Raw genomic sequence first — 18,692 nt, 5'->3', positions numbered from 1 at the left:
TTGTCGCCGATCGAGTCCGCACCGAGCCTGCCGATCCAGCTGACCGGGGTACCGAGGCGGGCCAGCGCGATGGCGACGTTGCTTTCCGCGCCGCCGATGCCCAGCGTCATGGTCGGCACGTGCTGGAGGTGCCCGACGGCGGTCGCACTCAGCAGGCCCATCGTCTCGCCGAGGGTGACGACGGCCGGTTCATCGGGCGTCCGCCGCGGTGGCGTCTTCTGGCACGTTGAGGTCGCGGTCGCGGGTCTCGGGAGCGAGCCGGACGGCGAGCAGGCTGATCGCCGCCATGACCGTCATGTAGATCGCGACCGGGATCCAGGACCCGGTGAAGGCGCTGAGCAGGGCCGTGCAGATGAGCGGGGCGACACCGCCGCCCAGCACGGAGGAGAATTCGCGGCCGAGCGTCACGCCAGCGTAGCGGTAGCGGTTGCCGAACAGTTCCGGGAAGTAGCTCATCTGGACCCCGACCGAGCCGTGGCAGGCCAGGATGAAGCCGACCACGATGGTGACCAGGATGGCGATCGGTGATCCGGTGTTCAGCGCGATGAACGACGGTGCGGGCAGCAGGACGAGTGCGGAGATGATCGCCGTGTAGACGGGTTTGCGGCCGACGCGGTCGGACAGGGCACCGAATCCGATCGCCGCGATGCCGCCGCAGATCGCGCCGACGAGCAGCACCTTCGGCACGAGTTGCTCGCTCACGCCCACCGAGGACACCAGGTAGGAGGCCATGAAGACCTGATAGGTGTAGGACTGCGCGCTGGCCCCGACGTTCATCAGCAGCACGAGCAGCGTTGGCCGCTTGCCGTGCCGGAAGATCTCGCCGACCGGTTTGCGTGGCTCGGCGTGCTGCTCCTTGAGTTCCTCGAACACCGGGCTCTCGGCGAGCTTGCGGCGGATGACCATCGCGGCGATGGTGACGAAGAGGCTGGAGAGGAAAACCAGCCGCCAGCCCCAGCTCATCAGGTCCTCTTCGGGCAGGAGCTGGACGAGGATCCACGCGACCGCGCCGAGTGCGGTGCCCAGCGCCGCGCCGGTCATGACCAGGGAGGCCAGCCGCCCGCGCCTGCCGATGCGAGCTGTTTCGGTCAGCAGGGTCGCGCCGCCGGACTGTTCGGCGCCTGCCCCGAAACCCTGGAAGAACCGGCACAGCACGAGCAGCACCGGCGCCAGGATGCCGACCTGCGGATAGGTGGGCAGCAGGCCGATCGCCAGTGTCGAACCGCCCATCAGCAGCAGCGTCGCGACCAGCACCCACTTGCGGCCGAGCCGGTCGCCGTAGCGGGAGAAGAACAGTCCGCCGAGCGGCCGGGCCGCGAAGCCGACCGCGTAGGCGCTGAAGCTGGCGAGGATACCGGCCGCGGCCGAGACGTTGGGGAAGAACAGCTTGGAGAAGACCAGCGCCGATGCCGTGCCGTAGATGACGAAGTCGTACTGCTCGAGTGCCGTGCCGATCAAGCCGGCCCAGGCGGCGCGGCGCACGGCGGGAGGCCGGGCGTCCTGCTGCCGGGACTGTCCTGATGAGACGGTGGTGCCGGAGCTGTCGGTGATGTCCATACTTCCTCGGATGGAATCGGTGCCCTCGCCGGGCAGGCGGACAGGACGGTCAGGCCGCGGGCCGGATCACCACCTTGAGGTGGCGGGGATCCCGGCCGGGCGCGCGCAGCGCGACCGCGGTCTGGTCGAGCGGGAACCGGCCGGTCACGAGACCGGCCAGATCCACCCGGCCGCTCGAGGCGAGCGCGATCGCGGCCGGGAAGGCGTTGGCGTAGCGGAAAGCGGTGCTCAGGTCGATCTCCCAGCGCTGCAGATACGCCAGGGGCAGGCCGTCGACGGCGGGCGGGGCCTGGCCGACAACCGTGGCACGGGCCCCGGGTCCCAGCGCCTGGATGCCTTGCCAGAGCGCTCCGGGGTGGCCGGAGCATTCGACGAGCCGGTCCATCGCCGTCAGGCCGAGTGTGTGCGTCGCGGTGTTGACGGTCGCGGTCGCGCCGAGTTCCGCGGCCTTGCCCAGCCGGTCGTCGTTGACGTCGGTGACCACGACTTCGGCCGCCCCGGCGGCACGGGCGACCTGGGCCACCAGGATGCCGATCGGCCCGGCTCCGGTGACCAGGACGCGGTGGCCGAAGCGGATGCCGGCGCGCCGCGCCGCCCACACCGCGACCGCCAGCGGCTCGATCAAGGCACCGAGTTCGGTGTCGATCTCCTCGGGAAGCCGGTGCACCGCCCGCGCCGGAGCCACCACGTGTTCGGCGATGGTGCCGTCGGTGGGCGGTGACCCGAAGCAGGTGCCTGCCGGGCAGAGGTTGTACCGGCCGGAGCGGCAGGTCGGGCAGTCACCGCAGCCGATCGCGGGTTCGATGGCGACGCGGGCACCGATCGGCAGCCGCACCTCCTCCCCCGCCGCCGTGATCACCCCCGACGCCTCGTGCCCGAGCACGGTCGGCTGCCGCAGCACGTTCCCGCCGTTGCGGCCGTCGGCGAAGTAGTGCATGTCGGAGCCGCAGACGCCCACCGCGTCGACGGCGACGAGCACCTCGCCGGGCCCCGGTGGCGGCACCGGGACGCGCTCGATGCGGAGGTCCTCCGGACCGTGCAACACCGCGGCCCGCGTACTGCCCGGAATGGTCGTCATGGTCATGTCCTCTCCGCTGGTCAGCCGGCCGGAACCGGTTCGCCGGACGCCGCCTCCCTGGTCGCGGCCGCGACACCGTGGCGCACCAGCAGATCGACGAACTCCGCGACCCGTCCGGTGAACGCGTCGCAGGCGGCCAGGTCGGTACCGAGCAGTCCGGTGCCGAGTGCTTCGGTGACGAACGCGCGGGCCGGCAGCGCGGTGAAAGGGGCCAGGCGCGCCCGCGCCGGGTCGGTCATCGCCGTCGCGGCCGGGCCGGGGTCGAAGCCGTCCGGTGGTGCGACGCAGCAGAGGTAGGCCGCGACGGTCAGCGCGAGGTGGTGTGGCACCCGCCCGGCCTTCAGGTGGGTCAGCGCGGGGCCCGGTACCCGCTGGGCGAGTTTGACCGAGCCGTCGGAGCCGACCTGCCGGGTGCGGTGGGCCAGCGCCGAATTCGACCAGCGCTCGAAGAGCTGGGCCACGTACTGCTCGATGTCGACGTCCGCGGGCACGGGCACGGTCGGCAGGTATTCGCCGCGCAGGACCCGTGTCGCGGCGTCGCGGATCTCCTCGTGGGTGATCGATTCGGGGATGGTGTCGCAGCCGCGGAGCGCGCCGAGGTAGGCGATCAGCGAGTGGGTTCCGTTGAGCAGCCGGAGTTTCAGCAGTTCGTAGGGGCCGACGTCGTCGGTGAGCAAGGCTCCGCCGCGGTCCCAGGCCGGCCGCCCGGCGGCGAACGAATCCTGGATCACCCACATGCTGAACGGTTCCGCCGGTACCGGGACCGCGTCGCGGACGCCGAGGTGAGCGGCGACGGCGTGCCGGTAGGCGTCGGTGGTGGCCGGGACGATCCGGTCCACCATGGCGTCGGGGAACGCGACGGTGCCCAGGTAGGGCTCAAGTTCGTCGCGTTCGGCCGGGGGCAGTCCGGCGGCGAACTCCGCGACCAGCCGCCCGGTGAGCCGTCCATTGTGGACGAGGTTGTCGCAGCTCATGATCGTGACCGGTGCGCCGTGGGTCCGCGCGCGATGTTGCAGGCCCCGCACGATCAACCCCAGAGTCGTGCGTGGCCTCGGCCGGTGCCGCCAGTCGCGCAGGTCCGCGGCGACGTCCGGATGGGCGAGATCGAGGCGGCCCGACCGCGGATCGAAGGTGTAGCCGTGTTCGGTGACGGTCAAGGTGACGATCCGCGTGCTGGGTGCGGCCAGCGCCCGCACGACCTCGCCGGACTGGTGGGCCGCGACGAGGGCACCGGTGTGCACGGCCGGGACGCTCACCTTCGTGGCCGCGGGTGAAAGCTCGACGACGGCGTAACGCATGTCCTGCTCGCGCAACGCTTCGGCGATCGCGGTCGAACCGCGCGCGACACCGAGAATGCCCCAGGGACCGTCCTCCGCCGCGAGCGCGGCCGCGGTGTGCACCGCCTGGTGGGCGCGGTGGAAGTTGCCGAGACCGAGGTGCACGATCCCGGTCGGGAGCGTCCCGCGGGTGTGCGACAGGGCCGCCGGCGGGGTGGAACCGGCGGACAGCAGGGGCAGCACGGGCATCACCAATCGGTCAGGGTTCCGTCGCGCCGCCGGGCGACGGGGAGATAGGCGGGCTCATAGGGGAACCGGCCGGCCAGTTCCTCGTCGACGTCGATGCCGAGACCCGGCGCGTCGCCGGGGTGCAGGTGGCCATCGGCGTAGGCCCAGTCGTGCCGGAAGACCTCGTGCGCCACGTCCGGGTAACCCATGTACTCCTGGATCGCGAAGTTGGGCGTGGCCAGCCCGACGTGCAGAGATCCGGCCAGCGCGACCGGGGAGACGTCGGACGGCCCGTGCGGGGCGAGCCGGATCTGCCACACCTCGGCCAGCGCCGCGATCCGCCGCAGGTGCGTGATCCCGCCCGCGTGCGAGACGGCCGCCCTGACGAAGTCGATCAGCTGCTCGGTGATCAGCTGCTGGTACTCCCAGATCGTGGTGAACACTTCACCGATCGCCAAGGGCGTGGTGGTGTGCGCGCGGACCCGGCGCAGGACTTCCTGGTTCTCCGCGGGCGTCACGTCCTCCAACCAGAACAGGTCCACCGGTTCCAGCGCCTTGCCCAGCCGGGCCGCCTGGATCGGGGTCAGCCGGTGGTGGGCGTCGTGCAGGAGAGCCAGCTCGGGCCCGACGTGGTCGCGGATCTGGGCCAGCGCACCGGGTGCGTGCCGCAGATAGGCCTCGGTGTCCCACACTTCCTCGACCGGTGCTGTGCCACGGCCGGCGGGCTCGTACGGCGTGCCGTCCTTCGTCACGCCGTAGACCGAATCCAGGCCGGGCACGCCGGTCTGCACGCGGACCGCGCGGAAACCACGGGCGCGGGTGGCGTCGACGGCGTCGAGCACAGCGGGCACGTCCCAGCCGGTGGCGTGCGTGTAGGACAGCACGCGGTCACGGACGGCGCCGCCGAGCAGCTGGTAGACCGGCTGCCCGGTGACCTTGCCCTTGATGTCCCACAGCGCGAGGTCGACCGCGCCGATCGCGGCCATGGTGACCGGTCCGCGCCGCCAGTAGACACCGCGGTAGAGGTACTGCCAGGTGTCCTCGATCCGGGCGGCGTCGCGGCCGAGCAGGATCGGGCAGACGTGGTCGCGCAGGTAGGCGGCGACGGCGAGTTCACGGCCGTTGAGCGTGGCGTCCCCCCAGCCGACCACACCATCGGCGGTGGTCACCTTCAGTGAGACGAAGTTGCGGCCGGGGCTGGTGACCAGGACTTCGGCGGAGACGACGCGGCCGCTCATCCGGCCACCGCCACGACACCGGCCGGCGGCTCCCCCGCCGCGAGCCGCCGGACGTTGGCCGCGATGTCCGCCGCGCGCCCGGCGAAGGTCTGCCGGGTCAGCCCGGACGAATGCGGCGTCATGAGCAGGTTCGGCAGCTCGCGGAACGGCAGGTTCGCCGGTGCCGCCCTCGCCCCGGTTCCGGGATAGCCGTACCAGACATCGATCGCCGCGCCGGCGATCACCTTGTCCCGCAACGCTTCGTACAGAGCGCGCTCGTCCACCACCGGGCCGCGGCCGACGTTGATCACCACCGCACCGGCCCGCGCGCGGGCGAGCTCCCCGGCGCCGATCAGGCCGGTCGTCTCCGCCGTGAGCGGGACGCTGACCACGATCACGTCCGAAGTCTCCAGCAGGGTGCCGAGATCGCCGATCGCTCCCGACCAGTCCAGCCCGACGGCGGCGGCGTCGACGTCACCGCTGCGCGTGACGGCCACCCCGTGCGCGCCGAACGCGCGGAACCGCTCCCACGCCCGCGCACCGATGTGCCCGAACCCGACGAACCCGACCGTCGCCGCGGCGAGCGAGTCACCCCACGGCACGTCCGGCCGATAGACCGGGGAAGCCCATTCGTCGCGGCGCAACGCCTTGTCCTGGCCCAGAAACCCGCGCCGGAGCAGGATCGCCGCCGCGACCGCGTACTCGGCGATCGCGTCCTCGTGGTGATGGGTATTGGCGACGATCGTGCCCGGCGCCAGTGCGCCGACCTCGATGCCGTCGATCCCGGCGCCCGCGGCGTGCACCAGGCGCAGGTTCTTGGCCGCGGCCGCCGTCGGCCCGGGGCACCGGCTCGACACCAGGACCTCGGCATCCGCCACGGCCGCTTCGACAGCCACGGTGTCACGGGGATCCGGCCAGTCCGTGACCGAGCCCGGCGGGAAACCCGCTTCCAGTTCCGTGCGCAGCGGAAGCAGGTTCGTATCGGCGATGACGATCCTCATGCCGTCTCCCGGATCTCGGTGTTCGGGCGCGCGGCGGCCGGGCCGGTCGAGGACCGGACGACCAGGTGGGTGGGCAGCCGCAGGGTCCGCGGGGTCTGCCGCTCGCCGGCGACCGCGCGCGTCAGCAGTTCCATGCTCAGCTCGCCCGCGCGCGGCAGCGGGACGGAAATGCTTGTCAGGCTTGGTTCGGCGACCGTCGCGAAAGGAATGTCGTCCGCCCCCACCACCGACAGGTCGTCGGGGACCCGGACACCGAGCGCGCGGGCACCGGCGATCACGCCCAGCGCGACGAGATCGTTGTGGGCGATCACCGCGGACGCCCCGGACGCGACCACCCTGGCCGCCGCCGCGCTGCCGCCGTCCACCGTCTCGGTCTGCCAGCCGAGCATTTCCAGCTCGAGGTCGTACTCCCCGGCGAGCGCCCGCACCAGCTCCACGCGGTGGCCGTTGGACCAGGAATGCGCGGACCCCTGCACGTAGGTGATCCGCCGGTGGCCCAGCGCGGCCAGGTAGTCCACGGTCTGGCGAAGTCCCTCGCCCGCGTCGGCGACGATGCAGTCCACCCCGGCGGCCTCCCGGTTGACCAGCACGACCGGGGTCCGCCCGCACAGGTCCAGGATCTCCTCCGCGACGAGCCGCGACGAGCAGACCACGACACCGTCGACCCGGCCGCGGAGGTGCTCGATGGCCTCTCGTTCCCGGTCCGGGCTGAAGTCGGTGTCGGCCAGGACCACGGTGTGCCTGCCGCGACGGCCCTGCCCCTGCGCGGCCTTGACGAACGCCGAAAACACCGGGTTGGCGATGTCCGGCACGACGACCGCGATCGTGGCAGCGACCTCCGAGATGGGCTCCACCGCCCGGGGCACCGGCGAGTAGCCCAGCTCTTGCGCGGCCGAGAGAACCTTGCGCAAGGTGTCCGGCCCCAGCCGCCCAGGGTCACTGAATGCCCTCGATGCGGTCGAAAGCGCGACATCAGCGCGCCTGGCGACATCCGTCAGGGTCGGGCCCATGACTCCTCCTTGAGTGACTGCGCACCAGGAGAGTGCTGGACTTGCGCAAGCTTGTCAAGATTTGCCAACTTCGTGCAAACCCGGCGGGCCATCGCCGAAGGTCCTACCGCCAAAGGGGCTCAAGCCGCCGATAAGTCGGATCTATTCGCCGTTCGGTCTTGACTGTCCGGCACTGGACCAGGCTATGGTGTGATTCAGGCAACATCTCGGCCCCACCATAAGCCGTACACATCCCTCCCCTTACCACTCTCCAACGAAGGACCGGGTGCCACCCGCGGCAACCTGGGAGCGCTCCCAATCAGCTTGAGCAGACCTTCCCGAGGAGCAGGACGATGAGGTTCTCACCCGATCCGCGGCCGGGCCGCGCGACCCGTGGCTGGCGCGCGCAAGCGGCGCGGTTGACGGTGGCACTGGCCATGGTGCCGGCAGCCACGCTGACCTGGTCGGCGCCCGCACCGGCATCGACATCAGCACCGGCACCGGCACCGGCGGCCGGTATCGGGCCGTGCGACATCTACGCCGACGGTGGTACGCCCTGCGTGGCCGCGCACAGCACGGTGCGGGCGCTCTACGGCTCCTACGACGGAAACCTGTACCAGGTCAGACGGTCGTCGGACAACACGAGCGCCGACGTCGGCGTGCTCGCCGAGGGCGGCGTGGCCGACGCGGCGGCCCAGGACTCGTTCTGCGCCGGCACATCGTGCGTCATCACGGTCGTCTACGACCAGTCCGGCCGCGGGAACGACCTGTGGTACCAGGGGTCGAGCGTGGTGCCGGGCTCGAACCAGAGCAAGCCCGCGATCGCGAACTCCGAGTCGCTGACGGTCGGGGGCAGCAAGGCGTACTCGCTCTACATCAATCCCGGCAACAGCTACTGGCGCGACGGCCACCTGACCGGGGTGCCGACCGGCAGCGCGCCGGAAGGCATGTACATGGTGACCAGCGGCACGCACGTCAACAACGGCTGCTGCTTCGACTACGGCAACAGCGAGACGACCAGGAGCGCCGACGCGGCCGGCGCGATGGACGCGATCAACTTCAGCACGCAGTGCTGGTTCGGCGGTTGCTCCGGCACCGGTCCGTGGGTGCAGGCTGATCTCGAATGGGGGCTCTACCCCGGCGGGAGCCAAACCTGGAACCCGAACCAGCGGGCGTTCCCCCACCGGTTCGTCACCGCGACGCTGAAGAACAACGGCACCACCCGGTTCGCGATCAAGGGCAGCAACGCGCAGTCCGGCAACCTGTTCACGCTGTGGGACGGCGCGCTTCCCCCCGGCTACAGCCCGATGAAGAAGCAGGGGGCGATCATCCTCGGCAGCGGCGGCGACTGCTGCAAGCCCGGCGGTGGCGCCAACCTCAGCGCCGGCACCTTCTACGAGGGCGCCATGGTCGCGGGCTACCCGTCCGACGCGACCGAGAACGCGGTGCAGGCCAACATCATCGCGGCCGGCTACCACAGCGGCGGCACCACTCCGGCGGGCGCGGTACGCGCGGTGGGCGCGAACAAGTGCCTCGACATGCCGAACACAGCAGCCGGCACACAGGCGCGGATCTGGGACTGCGGCGGCGGTGCCGGCCAGACCTGGACCCGCACCCCCTCGGGCCAGCTGACCGTGTACAGCGGCGGCGAGACCCGCTGCCTCGACGCCAACGGCCAGGGCACCACCTCGGGCACCAGCGTGCTCGGCTGGCCGTGCAACGGGCAGGCCAACCAGCAGTGGAACGTCAACGCGAACGGCACGATCACCGGCGCGCAGTCCGGGCTGTGCCTGGACGTGTCCGGGGCGTCCACCGCCAACGGGGCCCTCGTCCAGCTGTGGACCTGCCACGGCGGCGGCAACCAGCAGTGGAACCTGAATTGAGCACGAGAATGGTCGGTGTCATGTTCACCAGCGGATACGAGTTCCCGCGGTCGCTCCGCCGCCTCCTGTGCGTGCTGATCACAGCGGCCCTGGCGTCGGCAGGCATGCTCGTCGGCGCAGCACCCGCCGGCGCTGACACGAGCCAGTTCCGGGGCGTGAACTGGGCTCGGAAAGGCGACAACTTCACGACCGGCACGCTCGTCCTGGAGGGGTTGAGCGGGTCCGACAGCTACGCGACCGTCCGGGCCAAGGCCGACGCCGTCTACGCCGGCATGGCGGACCTGCTCGGCGTGAACACCGTCCGGCTGCCCGTCAACACCCACACCGTCGGCTCGTCCTGGTGGAACGCCTATCGCGGCGCCATCGACGCCGCGGCCGACCGCGGGTTCAAGGTCATCCTCGCCTACTGGGAGGACGGCGCCGCCTCGGGTGGCCGGATCACCAACATGGCCGCCTTCAACTCGATGTGGGACACCGTGGTCGCCCAGTACGGCGGCAACGGCCTGGTCCACTTCGAGCCGATGAACGAACCTCACGGGTACGGCGCGAGCGAATGGCTGAACGTCGCCGCCAACTGGATCAACGCCCGCCCGTCGATCCCGAGGGGCCGGATTCTCGTCGGCGGCACGGGTTTCAGCCAGGATCTGCGGCCCGTGTGCAACGACAGCCGTTTCACCGGCACTCTGCTGTCGTTCCACTTCTACACGTTCTTCTACGGGCAGCACGACTACGCCGGCTGGCGCGACCTCGCCGAAACCCGCCTGGGCAACTGCGCCTCCCGCGCGGTCGTGACCGAGTTCGGCGCGCCGATGGACACCGGTCTCGATTACGGAAATCCGAGCAGTTCCGACAACTTCGTCCGGTACGTCCGCGCCATCACCGACACGATGCGCGACCACGTCATGGGCGGGACCTACTGGCCCGCGCTCGGCGGCAAGGTCACCGCCGGGCAGAACCACGACTGGTACTCCATGTTCGCCCTGCACGGCAGCGGCACCGATCTCTCGCTGAGCATCCGCAACGCGAGCGGCGCCAACCGGCTCCGGCACGCCTGGGGCGATGACGGAGGCCCCGGTGGACAGGTCGCCCCCGTCACGAACCGGAACTCCGGCAAATGCGTCGACGTGGTGAGCGCCTCGAGCGGCGACGGCGCCGAGATCATCCAGTGGGACTGCCACGGCGGGGCGAACCAGCAGTGGGAAACACGCTCCGCCGGCGACGGCTACGTTCAGCTCGTCTCCCAGCATTCCGGTAAGTGCCTCGACGTCGACGGCGCTTCGACCGCCAACAACACCAGGGCAATCCTCTGGTCGTGCCACAGCGGGACCAACCAGCAGTGGCAGCTGCGCGAGACCGGCGGCGGCTACCTGGAGATCGTCGCCCGCCACTCCGGCAGATGCCTGGATGTGATCGGCGCCTCGACCGCGAACGGCACCCGGCTCCAGCAGTCCGACTGCCAGGGCACCACCAGCCAGCAATGGAGCCGCTGAGCCGCCTCGCCCTGTGACCTGGGTCACGCGCCGGAGCCGTCGGTGCGCATCGGCCGTCCACCTCGGTATCGCCGACGTGGGGGGACGGACGCATGCGCAGGAGTGTTGCCGGGATCGGGTTGATCGCCGCGGTTGTGCTCACGGGGTGCCAGTCGGCACCGGTCGCGGACGAGAGCGAGCCCGCACCGGTGCCGCTCCCGGCCGGGCTCGACCTCGGCCGGGAGAACCGGGCGGCACCGCTGCCCGGACTGCCCGACTGGAGCCGAGCCGGTTACCGCGAGGGCGAGAACCTGCCGGGCGACGCCCAGTACAACCCCGATCCGGCCTGCCGCATCACACCCGGTGAGCTGGCCAACCAGTTCGACGTGCGACCGGACGACGGTGAGGACGACTCGGCGGGCATCCAGTCGGCGATCGACAAGATCCGCACCGACTGCACCCCGGCCGCCGGGTTCGACAAGCTGTCGCTGATCATCTTCCCGGCCGGCACGCTGGAGGTCGGCAAGCAGCTGTGGGTCGACGCCGACTACCTCACGCTGCGCGGTGCCGGGCACAGCACGCGCGTGGTCTTCCGCCCGGACGAGAACACCCGCTACGACACGCTCACCGCGGACGGTTCCGCCTGGGATCCCGACGCGATGACCTGCGGTGACGCCAAGGGCGGCTGGCTGTGGCCCGGCCGCGGCCTGTTCCGCGTGCAGTCGCAGGCGATCGAAGAGTCCTATCAGGACAGTTGCACCGAGGAGAACCGGCAGGACCTCACCAAGGGCACGGTGAACGTGCACTGGAAGGCGGGCGTGAAGCTGGCTGCCAAACCGGGCGGCGGCGGGATCGCCGCACATGCCGGGGACACCGAGGTGCACCTGGCGAAGAAGGCCAAGGACTTCCAGGTCGGCGGCCTGGTCAACATCCGCGCCGCCAACACCACCGGCATGTACGAACAACAGCAGGCGCTGCCGACCGAGCACGAACTGCAGAACCTGCACCTGCGCCAGCGGATGTACCGGATCACCGCGGTCGGCGAGAAGTCGATCACGCTGGACCGGCCGCTGGACTTCGACGTCCCGGTCACCTCGGTCTCCGACGGTTCGGCGCCGATCGACGGCGACGAGTACGACAGCAAGGCCGCACCGGTGGTGGATCCGGTGGTGGGTGTCGGTTTCGAGAGCTTCGCCTTCACCCAGGAGGTCTCAGGCTTGACCCCGGACCGGGTGCGCCACGACTACGGCAACTTCGCGCCGGAGTCGGCCATGCACGGCATCGTGTTCAAGTGGGCGGCCGACAGCTGGGTGCGGAACGTGCGGATCGAGATGGCCGGCTCGCACCCGATCGTCACCGAAGAGGCCAAGAACCTGCAGATCGTCGGCAACCACCTCGAAGGTTCCTGGAACAAGGGCAAGGGCGGCAACGGTTACCTGCGCGGGAGCCGGGTGTGGGACAGCGTCTACGCGAACAACACCACGCGTGGCCTGCGGCACTTCACCCTGCAGTGGTCGGCCGCGGGCAACGTGGTCATCGGCAACGACTTCGACAGCGACCTCAACCTGCACGGCGGCTGGGAACGGCAGAACCTGTTCGAGCACAACACCGTCCGGGTGCCCGCCGCGCACGGGCCGGGCAACTGCACGGCGAACTGCGGTGCCGAGGGCGGCGGCAGCGAGCAGGGCACCTGGTACCCGATCTGGTGGGGCGCGGGCAAGAAGGCGGTCAAGTGGTCGGGTGCCACCGGCCCGCAGAACGTCTTCTTCCGCAACACCCTGGCCAAGCAGAACACCCCGGACGGGCCGTTCGAGGCATACGGGCCCTACGGCACCGGCGGGGACACCGTGTTCCAGTTCGGCTGGAACGCCGGGAAGTGGCAGCACCTGGAACGCGACGGCGTGCCGATCGCGGACTGGGCGGGCAGCGAAACCACCGACTTCGCCGGGCACGGGGTGGACACCGGGCTCAGCCACCCCGGGCCGTCACTGTTCCTGCGCGCGCTCGGCTGACCTCCGCAGTTCGGCCTTGCGGATCTTGCCGGATCCGGTGCGGGGCAAGGCATCCACCACTTCGACGGTCACCGGGATCTTGTACTTCGCGATCCGGCCGAGCAGGAACTCGCGCAGTTCCCGCCCGGCCGGTTCGTGCCCGGCGTGACAGACCACGAACGCCTTGCCGACCTCGCCCCACTTCGGGTCCGGCACGCCGATCACCGCGACCTCGGCGACCGCCGGGTGCTCGAAGATCGCGGCCTCGACCTCGGCGGGGTACACGTTCTCCCCGCCGGAGACGAACATGTCCTTGAGCCGGTCGACGACGTGGAAGTGCCCTTCGGCGTCGACCGTGGCGATGTCGCCGGAGCGGAACCAGCCGTCCTCGGTCCACGCGGCCGCGGTCGCCTCCGGGTTGTTCCAGTAGCCGGGGGAAACGTTGGGGCCCTTGAGCAGGACCTCACCGGGCTCGCCGGGCGGAGCGTCCACCGCGGCGTCCCCGAAGAACACCGCGACCCCGGCCGAACCCGCCTTGCGCAGGCTCTCCCCCGCTTCCAGGAAGGTCGCGCCCGGTGCGGTCTCGGTGAGCCCGTACCCCTGGCAGAACACGAGCCCGCGTTCCTGGTAGGTCCGCACCAGCGCGAGCGGAACCGAGGCACCACCGCACATCAGCGTCCGCACCGAGGACAGGTCGGCCGAAGCCCAGCGCGGCGAGGCCGCGAGCGAGGCGAACATCGTCGGGACGCCGAACATCATCGTGACGCGATGCCGCTCGATCAGGTCGTAGCAGGCCTCGACGTCCCACGAACCGGTCAGCACCGAGCAGCCACCCTTGATGAACGTGGGCAGCAGCGTCTGCCCGAGCGCGGCGACGTGGAACAGCGGCGCGGTCACCAGGGTCACCTCGTCCGAAGCCACGTCCACGCCGACGAGCAGGTTGTAGGTGTTCCAGATCAGGTTGGCGTGGCTGAGCATCGCGCCCTTGGGACGCCCCGTGGTGCCCGAGGTGTAGAGGATCAGCGCGATGTCGCCGGGCCGGACCTCGGTGTCGATCGCGGTGGGCGTGTCGTGGAACGACGACACCGCGTCGACGTCCAGCCCGGCCGCCACCTCGGCGTACTCGGGTGCGTGGAGCAGGAGTTTCGCGCCGCTGTCGGCCAGCACGTAGGCCAGTTCCGGTGCGGTGAGGCGGAAGTTGAGCGGGACGAAGATGGCGCCGAGTGAATGCGTGGCGAACATCGCCTCGGCGAAGGACGGGTGGTTCGGGCCGAGATAGGCGACCCGGTCCCCCGCCGACACCCCGCGCCCGGCCAGGTACGCCGCCACCGACGCGGTCCGCTCGGCGAACTCGGCGTAGCTGATCGACTGTCCATCGTGGACGAACGCGGTGCGGCCGGGCGACATCCTCGCCCGCCGCACCGGCCACGCACCCAGTCCTTCGTCGCGCATCCGGCCTCCCGCCTCAGGACGCGGGCTCGGGGACCGCGCCACCGCTCAGATCCTGTCGGCTGGTCTCCTTGAGCACCAGCACGCACACCACGGTGAGCACGCAGAACGCCGCGATGATCCACGAGATCACCGCCGTGCCCGGCCCGCGCCGCAGCTCGGCGAACAGCAGCGGGGCGAACCCGGCGCCGAGCCCGGCGAGCTGGTAGCCCAGCGACGCCCCGGTGTAGCGGTTCTCCGTGCTGAACAGCTCGGTGTACAACGCGGCCAGCGGCCCGTACATCATCGGGTGGATCACCGCCTGGCCGACGATCAGCGCGAGCACCAGCAGTGCCCCGTTCCCGGTGGAGACCAGTGGGAACAACGCGAAGCCGTAGATCCCCATCGCCAGCGCCCCGGCCACCACGATCGGCCGCCTGCCGAACCGGTCCGAGGCCGCCGACCAGGCGAGGATGCCGACCACCGCGCACGCCGAGGAAATGGTCAGCGCGTTCAGCACGCTCTGGCGCGCGTGGCCCTCCTGCACGCCGTAGGCCACGACGAAGGTGGTCAGCGTCGACTGCGCGACGAACGCCGCCAGGCCGACGCCCACCCCGAGCGCGAGAACCCGCGGGTGCTTGCGGAACACGTCGAGCACCGGGACGCGGCGGCGACTGCCCGATTCGGCCACCGCGCGGAACACCGGCGTCTCCTCGACCTTCAACCGGACGAACAGGCCGACCGCCAGCAACGCGATGCTGAGCAGGAACGGGATCCGCCAGCCCCACTCGAGGAAGGCGTCCTGGCCGACGATCGCGCTCGTGCCGGTCATCGCGCCGGTGGACAGCACCATGCCGCAGGGTGCCCCGGCGTTGGTGAAGCTGGCCCACAGCCCGCGCCTGGTGCGCGCGTGCTCGGCCGACATCAGCACCGCGCCGCCCCATTCCCCGCCGACCGAGATGCCCTGGACCACGCGCAGCACCACCAGCCCGATCGGGGCCAGCGCGCCGGCCTGGGCGTAGGTCGGCAGCACGCCGATCAGGAAGCTCGCCACGCCCATCATCGTCATGGTCAGCAGCAGCATCCGCTTGCGGCCGAGCAGATCGCCGAAGTGCCCGAAGAGCACCCCGCCGAGCGGGCGCGCGACGTAACCGGTGGCGAAGGTCCCGAGGCTGGCGACGGTGGCCGCGAGCGGGTCCAGCGAGGAGAAGAAGACCTTGTCGAAGACCACCGCCGAGGCCGTGGCGTAGAGCAGGAAGTCGTAGTACTCGATCACGCTGCCCAGGAAGCTCGACGCGACCGCGCGCCGGAGCTGGACTGGATCGTGCGGCGGGGCCGGGCTCTCGGTCATGGTGAACTCCCTCGTCGTTGGGGGGTACTACCTCTTGCCGTCTGCGGTTCCGGCGGTGGTTTCGGCTGTGTTTCCGGCGAGGCCCAGCAGCTTCGCCGCGTTGTGCTTGAGGATCCGGGGCCGGACCTCCGGTTTGATCTCCAGCTTTTCGAAGTCGGCCAGCCAGCGATCCGGGGTGATCACCGGGTAGTCCGAGCCGAAGAGCACCTTGTCCTTGAGCAGCGAGTTGGCGTACCGCACCAGCTGCGGCGGGAAGTACTTCGGCGACCAGCCGGACAGGTCGATGTGGACGTACGGCTTGTGCGTGGCCACCGCGAGCGCCTCGTCCTGCCACGGGAAGGACGGGTGCGCCAGGATGATCCGCAGTTCGGGGAAGTCCACCGCCACGTCGTCGACCAGCATCGGGTTCGAGTACTTGAGCCGGATCCCGCCGCCGCCGGGTACGCCGGCGCCGATGCCGGTCTGTCCGGTGTGGAACACCGCGGGCACGCCGAGTTCCTCGATCGCCTCGTACAGCGGGTAGGCCATCGGGTCGTCCGGCGCGAAGCCCTGGAGGCTCGGGTGGAACTTGAACCCGCGCACGCCGTGCCGCTCGACCAGCCGCCGCGCCTCGCGGGCCCCGGCCCGCCCCTTCCACGGATCGACGCTGGCGAACGGGATGAGCACGTCGTCGTGCTCGGCGCAGGCGGCCGCGATCTCCTCGTTGGCGATCCGCGGGTGGCCGGTGGCGTGCTCGGCGTCCACGGTGAACACCACCGCGGCCATCCGGCGTTCGCGGTAGTAGGCCGCCATTTCCGGGATCGTCGGCTGGCGGTGGCCGTGTGCCTTGAAGTAGCCGGCGGAGGCGCCGAGCAGCTCGGGACTCAGCGACGAGTGCCCGTCCGCCGAGACCTCGGCGTGCGTGTGCACGTCGATGGCCACCAGTTCTCCCAGGTCCACCACGCCTCCTGCCGTCGCTGGCGACTCAACATAGGGCGATGTCGTGACGGCCGTCAAGATTGTGCCCAACAATGATCGGCAACTAGGCTGAGCCCGTGACGGTTACCGACGACGCGCTGAGCTACTCGGCCCGGCCGCAGTCGCTGATGCTCAGCTTTCTCGGCCTGCACGTGGTCGAGCGCGACACCGCCGTCTACTCGGGCAGCGTGATCGACGTGTTCGCCAGGGTGGGCATCTCCGAGGAGGCGGTGCGCTCGACGCTGACCCGGATGGTCAACCGCGGCCTGCTCGCCCGGCACCGGCGCGGCCGCCGGGTCTACTTCGGACTCACCAGCCGGGCGGCGGCGGTGCTGGCCGACGGCAAGCGGCGGGTGTGGCGCACCGGCGCGGTCAACCGCGACTGGGACGGCAACTGGACGCTGGTCGGCTTCTCGCTGCCGGACAGCAGGCGCAGCGATCGCCACGACCTGCGCTCGCGGCTGGTCTGGGCCGGGTTCGGCCCGCTGCAGAACGGGCTGTGGATCGCGCCGGGCAGCAAGGACGTGACGTCGCTGGTCGAGGACCTCGGTGATCACGTGAACGTGTTCACCGCGCAGCACGCCAAGCCCACCGAGTCGGCCGACCTGGTGCACCGCGCGTTCGACGTGGCCGCGATCGCCACCCGGTACCACGCCTTCCTCAGCCGCTGGGAGCCCGCGGCCCCGCTGCCCGCCCTGCCCGACGACCTGGCGCGCCAGCTGGTGCTGCACACCGACTGGCTGCAGCTGGTGCGGCAGGACCCGCACCTGCCCGCCGAGCACCTGGCCGCGGACTGGCCCGCGATCCGGGCCGAGCAGTTGTTCCACCGGCTGGCCACCCGCTACCAGGAAACCGCGGGCGCGCTGGCCACCGAAGTCCTGGACCAGATCCCACTCGGCCCAGCCGGTTAGCGGTCGGATGCCGTGCGATCAGGTAGCGCTTTATCAGCGGCGGAGCCGCTGGCCGCGGGCCGTCAACCGGCACCGCCACCCGCGCCGCCACGCAAAACTCTCTCAAAACATCGGCTAGCGGAGTGCGCGTGGGGCGGCCCAGGCGAGCAGGGCCAGCTCCAGTACCGAGAAGCCGAGCAGCGCCCACGAACTAGGCAGCCACACCAGCGCGATCCCGACGAGCAGGATCGGCAGCACCAGCCCGGCGTAGGCGGCCAGGAATAGCGCCGCCAGGACCTCGCCGCGTGACGGTGGTTCGGCGAGCGCGGCGGCGGTGGCCACCGAGGCGCGGATGTTCAGCCCCGCCCCCGCTCCGGCCGCGATCCCGCCCGCGAAGAACAGCCACAGCACCGAAGTGGTCACCGCCACCGGCAACGCCACCAGGCCGGTGACCATCAACGCGAGGCCGAGCCGGAGCTGCGCCCTGGTGCTCAGCCCGGCGAAGACCACCTGGGCCGAAGCCGCCGCGGCGAACACGGCGAACGACGCGAAACCGGCCAGCAGCCGGGAGTTCTCGTGCAGGCCCTGCACCAGCAGCGTCGGCGTCAGCGCCATCGACAACCCGGTGATGGCGAACGCGGCGAAGGCGCCGATCGCCGCCCCGGAGAACGCGGACCGCGCGCCAGAGGGCAGTGCCACGCGCTGCGGGCGGTAGGCCGGGCGTTCTTCGGCGCGCTCCACGGTTTCGGGCACCAGCGCCACGGCGATCGCCAGCACCAGCAGCAGCACCAGGAAGAACACGAACGGCGTCCGCAGCGGCTCGGCCGAGTAGCTCGCGAACACCCCGCCCGCGAGCGGCCCGAGCGCGAGCCCGCCCATGTTCACCACGGTGGCGGCCAGTCCCGCTCGCCCGTGGTCCTCGCGCGGGCGGGCCACCGCGCGTAGTTCGGACAGGTGCGCGGTGGCGGTGGCGGTCAGCGCGCCGATGCCGGCGCCGCCGACGAGCCGGGCCAGCACCAGCCCCGGCACCTCCGGCCACACCAGGAACAAGGCCGCCGACAGCACCTCGGCCAGCGTCGCCACGAGGATCACCCGGCGGCGGCCCAGCCAGTCGCTGACGTGCCCGGCGAGGTAGAGGCTGGCCATCACGCCGACCGCGTAGGCGGCGAACACGATGGTCACCACGTAGGTCGGGAATCCGTCGCGCTGCTGGTAGAGCACGTAGAGCGGGGTGGGCACGGTGGAGAAGGCGAGCGCGGCGGCGAAGGCGGCGGCGATGATCCAGAACCCGGCGCCGTGGCTGATCCGCCACGACACCCGCGCGGGCCGGATGGCTGTTTCGAGCATGCCTCCACGATGGCCCGATCGATAATGCA

The 18,692-nt window shown here is 71.0% G+C and carries 14 protein-coding genes and 1 pseudogene; 4 read left to right on the top strand and 11 right to left on the bottom strand.

Features of this window, described 5'->3' with window-relative positions:
• Positions 1–20 precede the first annotated feature (20 nt).
• The 7 genes and pseudogenes from YIM_RS50035 to YIM_RS19860 all read right to left on the bottom strand — a co-directional run.
• Positions 21–161, bottom strand: a pseudogene (locus tag YIM_RS50035) (PfkB family carbohydrate kinase); the annotation flags it as partial.
• Between the two features lie 28 nt (positions 162–189).
• A complete protein-coding gene (locus tag YIM_RS19885; RefSeq protein ID WP_153031781.1) occupies positions 190–1,557 on the bottom strand; it encodes an MFS transporter in 1,368 nt (455 codons plus the stop codon).
• A gap of 49 nt (positions 1,558–1,606) precedes the next feature.
• On the bottom strand, positions 1,607–2,641 hold the full coding sequence (locus tag YIM_RS19880) for an alcohol dehydrogenase catalytic domain-containing protein (protein WP_228004842.1): 1,035 nt from the start codon (positions 2,639–2,641) through the stop codon (positions 1,607–1,609).
• Positions 2,642–2,655: 14 nt separating this feature from the next.
• Positions 2,656–4,161, bottom strand: a complete 1,506-nt coding sequence (locus tag YIM_RS19875) for a mannitol dehydrogenase family protein (RefSeq protein WP_153031780.1) — start codon at positions 4,159–4,161, stop codon at positions 2,656–2,658.
• Positions 4,161–5,378 (bottom strand): D-mannonate dehydratase ManD, encoded by a 1,218-nt coding sequence (gene manD, locus YIM_RS19870; RefSeq protein WP_153031779.1) that lies wholly within the window; start codon positions 5,376–5,378, stop codon positions 4,161–4,163. Before manD ends, YIM_RS19875 begins: the two co-directional genes overlap by 1 nt.
• A complete protein-coding gene (locus tag YIM_RS19865; RefSeq protein WP_153031778.1) occupies positions 5,375–6,358 on the bottom strand; it encodes a 2-hydroxyacid dehydrogenase in 984 nt (327 codons plus the stop codon). The genes manD and YIM_RS19865 overlap by 4 nt, the downstream gene beginning before the upstream one ends.
• Entirely contained in the window at positions 6,355–7,368 is a 1,014-nt protein-coding gene (locus YIM_RS19860) for a LacI family DNA-binding transcriptional regulator (RefSeq protein ID WP_153031777.1), read from the bottom strand. Before YIM_RS19860 ends, YIM_RS19865 begins: the two co-directional genes overlap by 4 nt.
• Before the next feature lie 332 nt (positions 7,369–7,700).
• On the opposite strand from YIM_RS19860, the gene YIM_RS19855 reads away from it, so the two are divergent.
• From YIM_RS19855 to YIM_RS19845, 3 genes are all read left to right on the top strand, one after another.
• Complete coding sequence (locus tag YIM_RS19855; protein ID WP_194240222.1) at positions 7,701–9,230, top strand: arabinofuranosidase catalytic domain-containing protein; 1,530 nt, start codon at positions 7,701–7,703, stop codon at positions 9,228–9,230.
• Positions 9,231–9,250: 20 nt separating this feature from the next.
• A complete protein-coding gene (locus YIM_RS19850) occupies positions 9,251–10,720 on the top strand; it encodes a ricin-type beta-trefoil lectin domain protein (RefSeq protein WP_194240221.1) in 1,470 nt (489 codons plus the stop codon).
• A gap of 92 nt (positions 10,721–10,812) precedes the next feature.
• Positions 10,813–12,711, top strand: coding sequence for a hypothetical protein (locus YIM_RS19845; RefSeq protein WP_153031776.1), 1,899 nt, complete (start codon positions 10,813–10,815; stop codon positions 12,709–12,711).
• On the opposite strand, the gene YIM_RS19840 is transcribed toward YIM_RS19845, so the two are convergent.
• The 3 genes from YIM_RS19840 to YIM_RS19830 are packed head-to-tail and all read right to left on the bottom strand — an operon-like array spanning position 12,685 to position 16,408.
• Positions 12,685–14,142 (bottom strand): long-chain fatty acid--CoA ligase, encoded by a 1,458-nt coding sequence (locus YIM_RS19840; protein WP_153031775.1) that lies wholly within the window; start codon positions 14,140–14,142, stop codon positions 12,685–12,687. The genes YIM_RS19845 and YIM_RS19840 overlap by 27 nt on opposite strands.
• 13 nt (positions 14,143–14,155) lie before the next feature.
• Positions 14,156–15,469 carry an MFS transporter gene (locus tag YIM_RS19835; RefSeq protein ID WP_153031774.1) on the bottom strand — a complete coding sequence of 438 codons (1,314 nt, stop codon included), beginning with the start codon at positions 15,467–15,469 and terminating at the stop codon, positions 14,156–14,158.
• A 27-nt stretch (positions 15,470–15,496) separates the two neighbouring features.
• Complete coding sequence (locus YIM_RS19830) at positions 15,497–16,408, bottom strand: amidohydrolase family protein (protein WP_153031773.1); 912 nt, start codon at positions 16,406–16,408, stop codon at positions 15,497–15,499.
• Positions 16,409–16,503: 95 nt separating this feature from the next.
• Here YIM_RS19830 and YIM_RS19825 point away from each other — a divergent pair, with 95 nt between their 5' ends.
• The gene (locus YIM_RS19825; RefSeq protein WP_228004841.1) at positions 16,504–17,337 is read left to right on the top strand and encodes a PaaX family transcriptional regulator C-terminal domain-containing protein; all 834 of its coding nucleotides are present in this window, start codon (positions 16,504–16,506) and stop codon (positions 17,335–17,337) included.
• A 114-nt stretch (positions 17,338–17,451) separates the two neighbouring features.
• Here YIM_RS19825 and YIM_RS19820 read toward each other — a convergent pair whose 3' ends face one another.
• Positions 17,452–18,663 (bottom strand): MFS transporter, encoded by a 1,212-nt coding sequence (locus YIM_RS19820; protein WP_153031772.1) that lies wholly within the window; start codon positions 18,661–18,663, stop codon positions 17,452–17,454.
• Between the last annotated feature and the right edge of the window lie 29 nt (positions 18,664–18,692).

The sequence above is a fragment of the Amycolatopsis sp. YIM 10 genome (assembly GCF_009429145.1).
In the GTDB taxonomy this organism is placed as follows: Bacteria; Actinomycetota; Actinomycetes; order Mycobacteriales; family Pseudonocardiaceae; genus Amycolatopsis.
The sequence above is the reverse complement of the archived record's forward strand: the minus strand, read 5'-3'. Positions and strand labels throughout refer to the sequence as shown.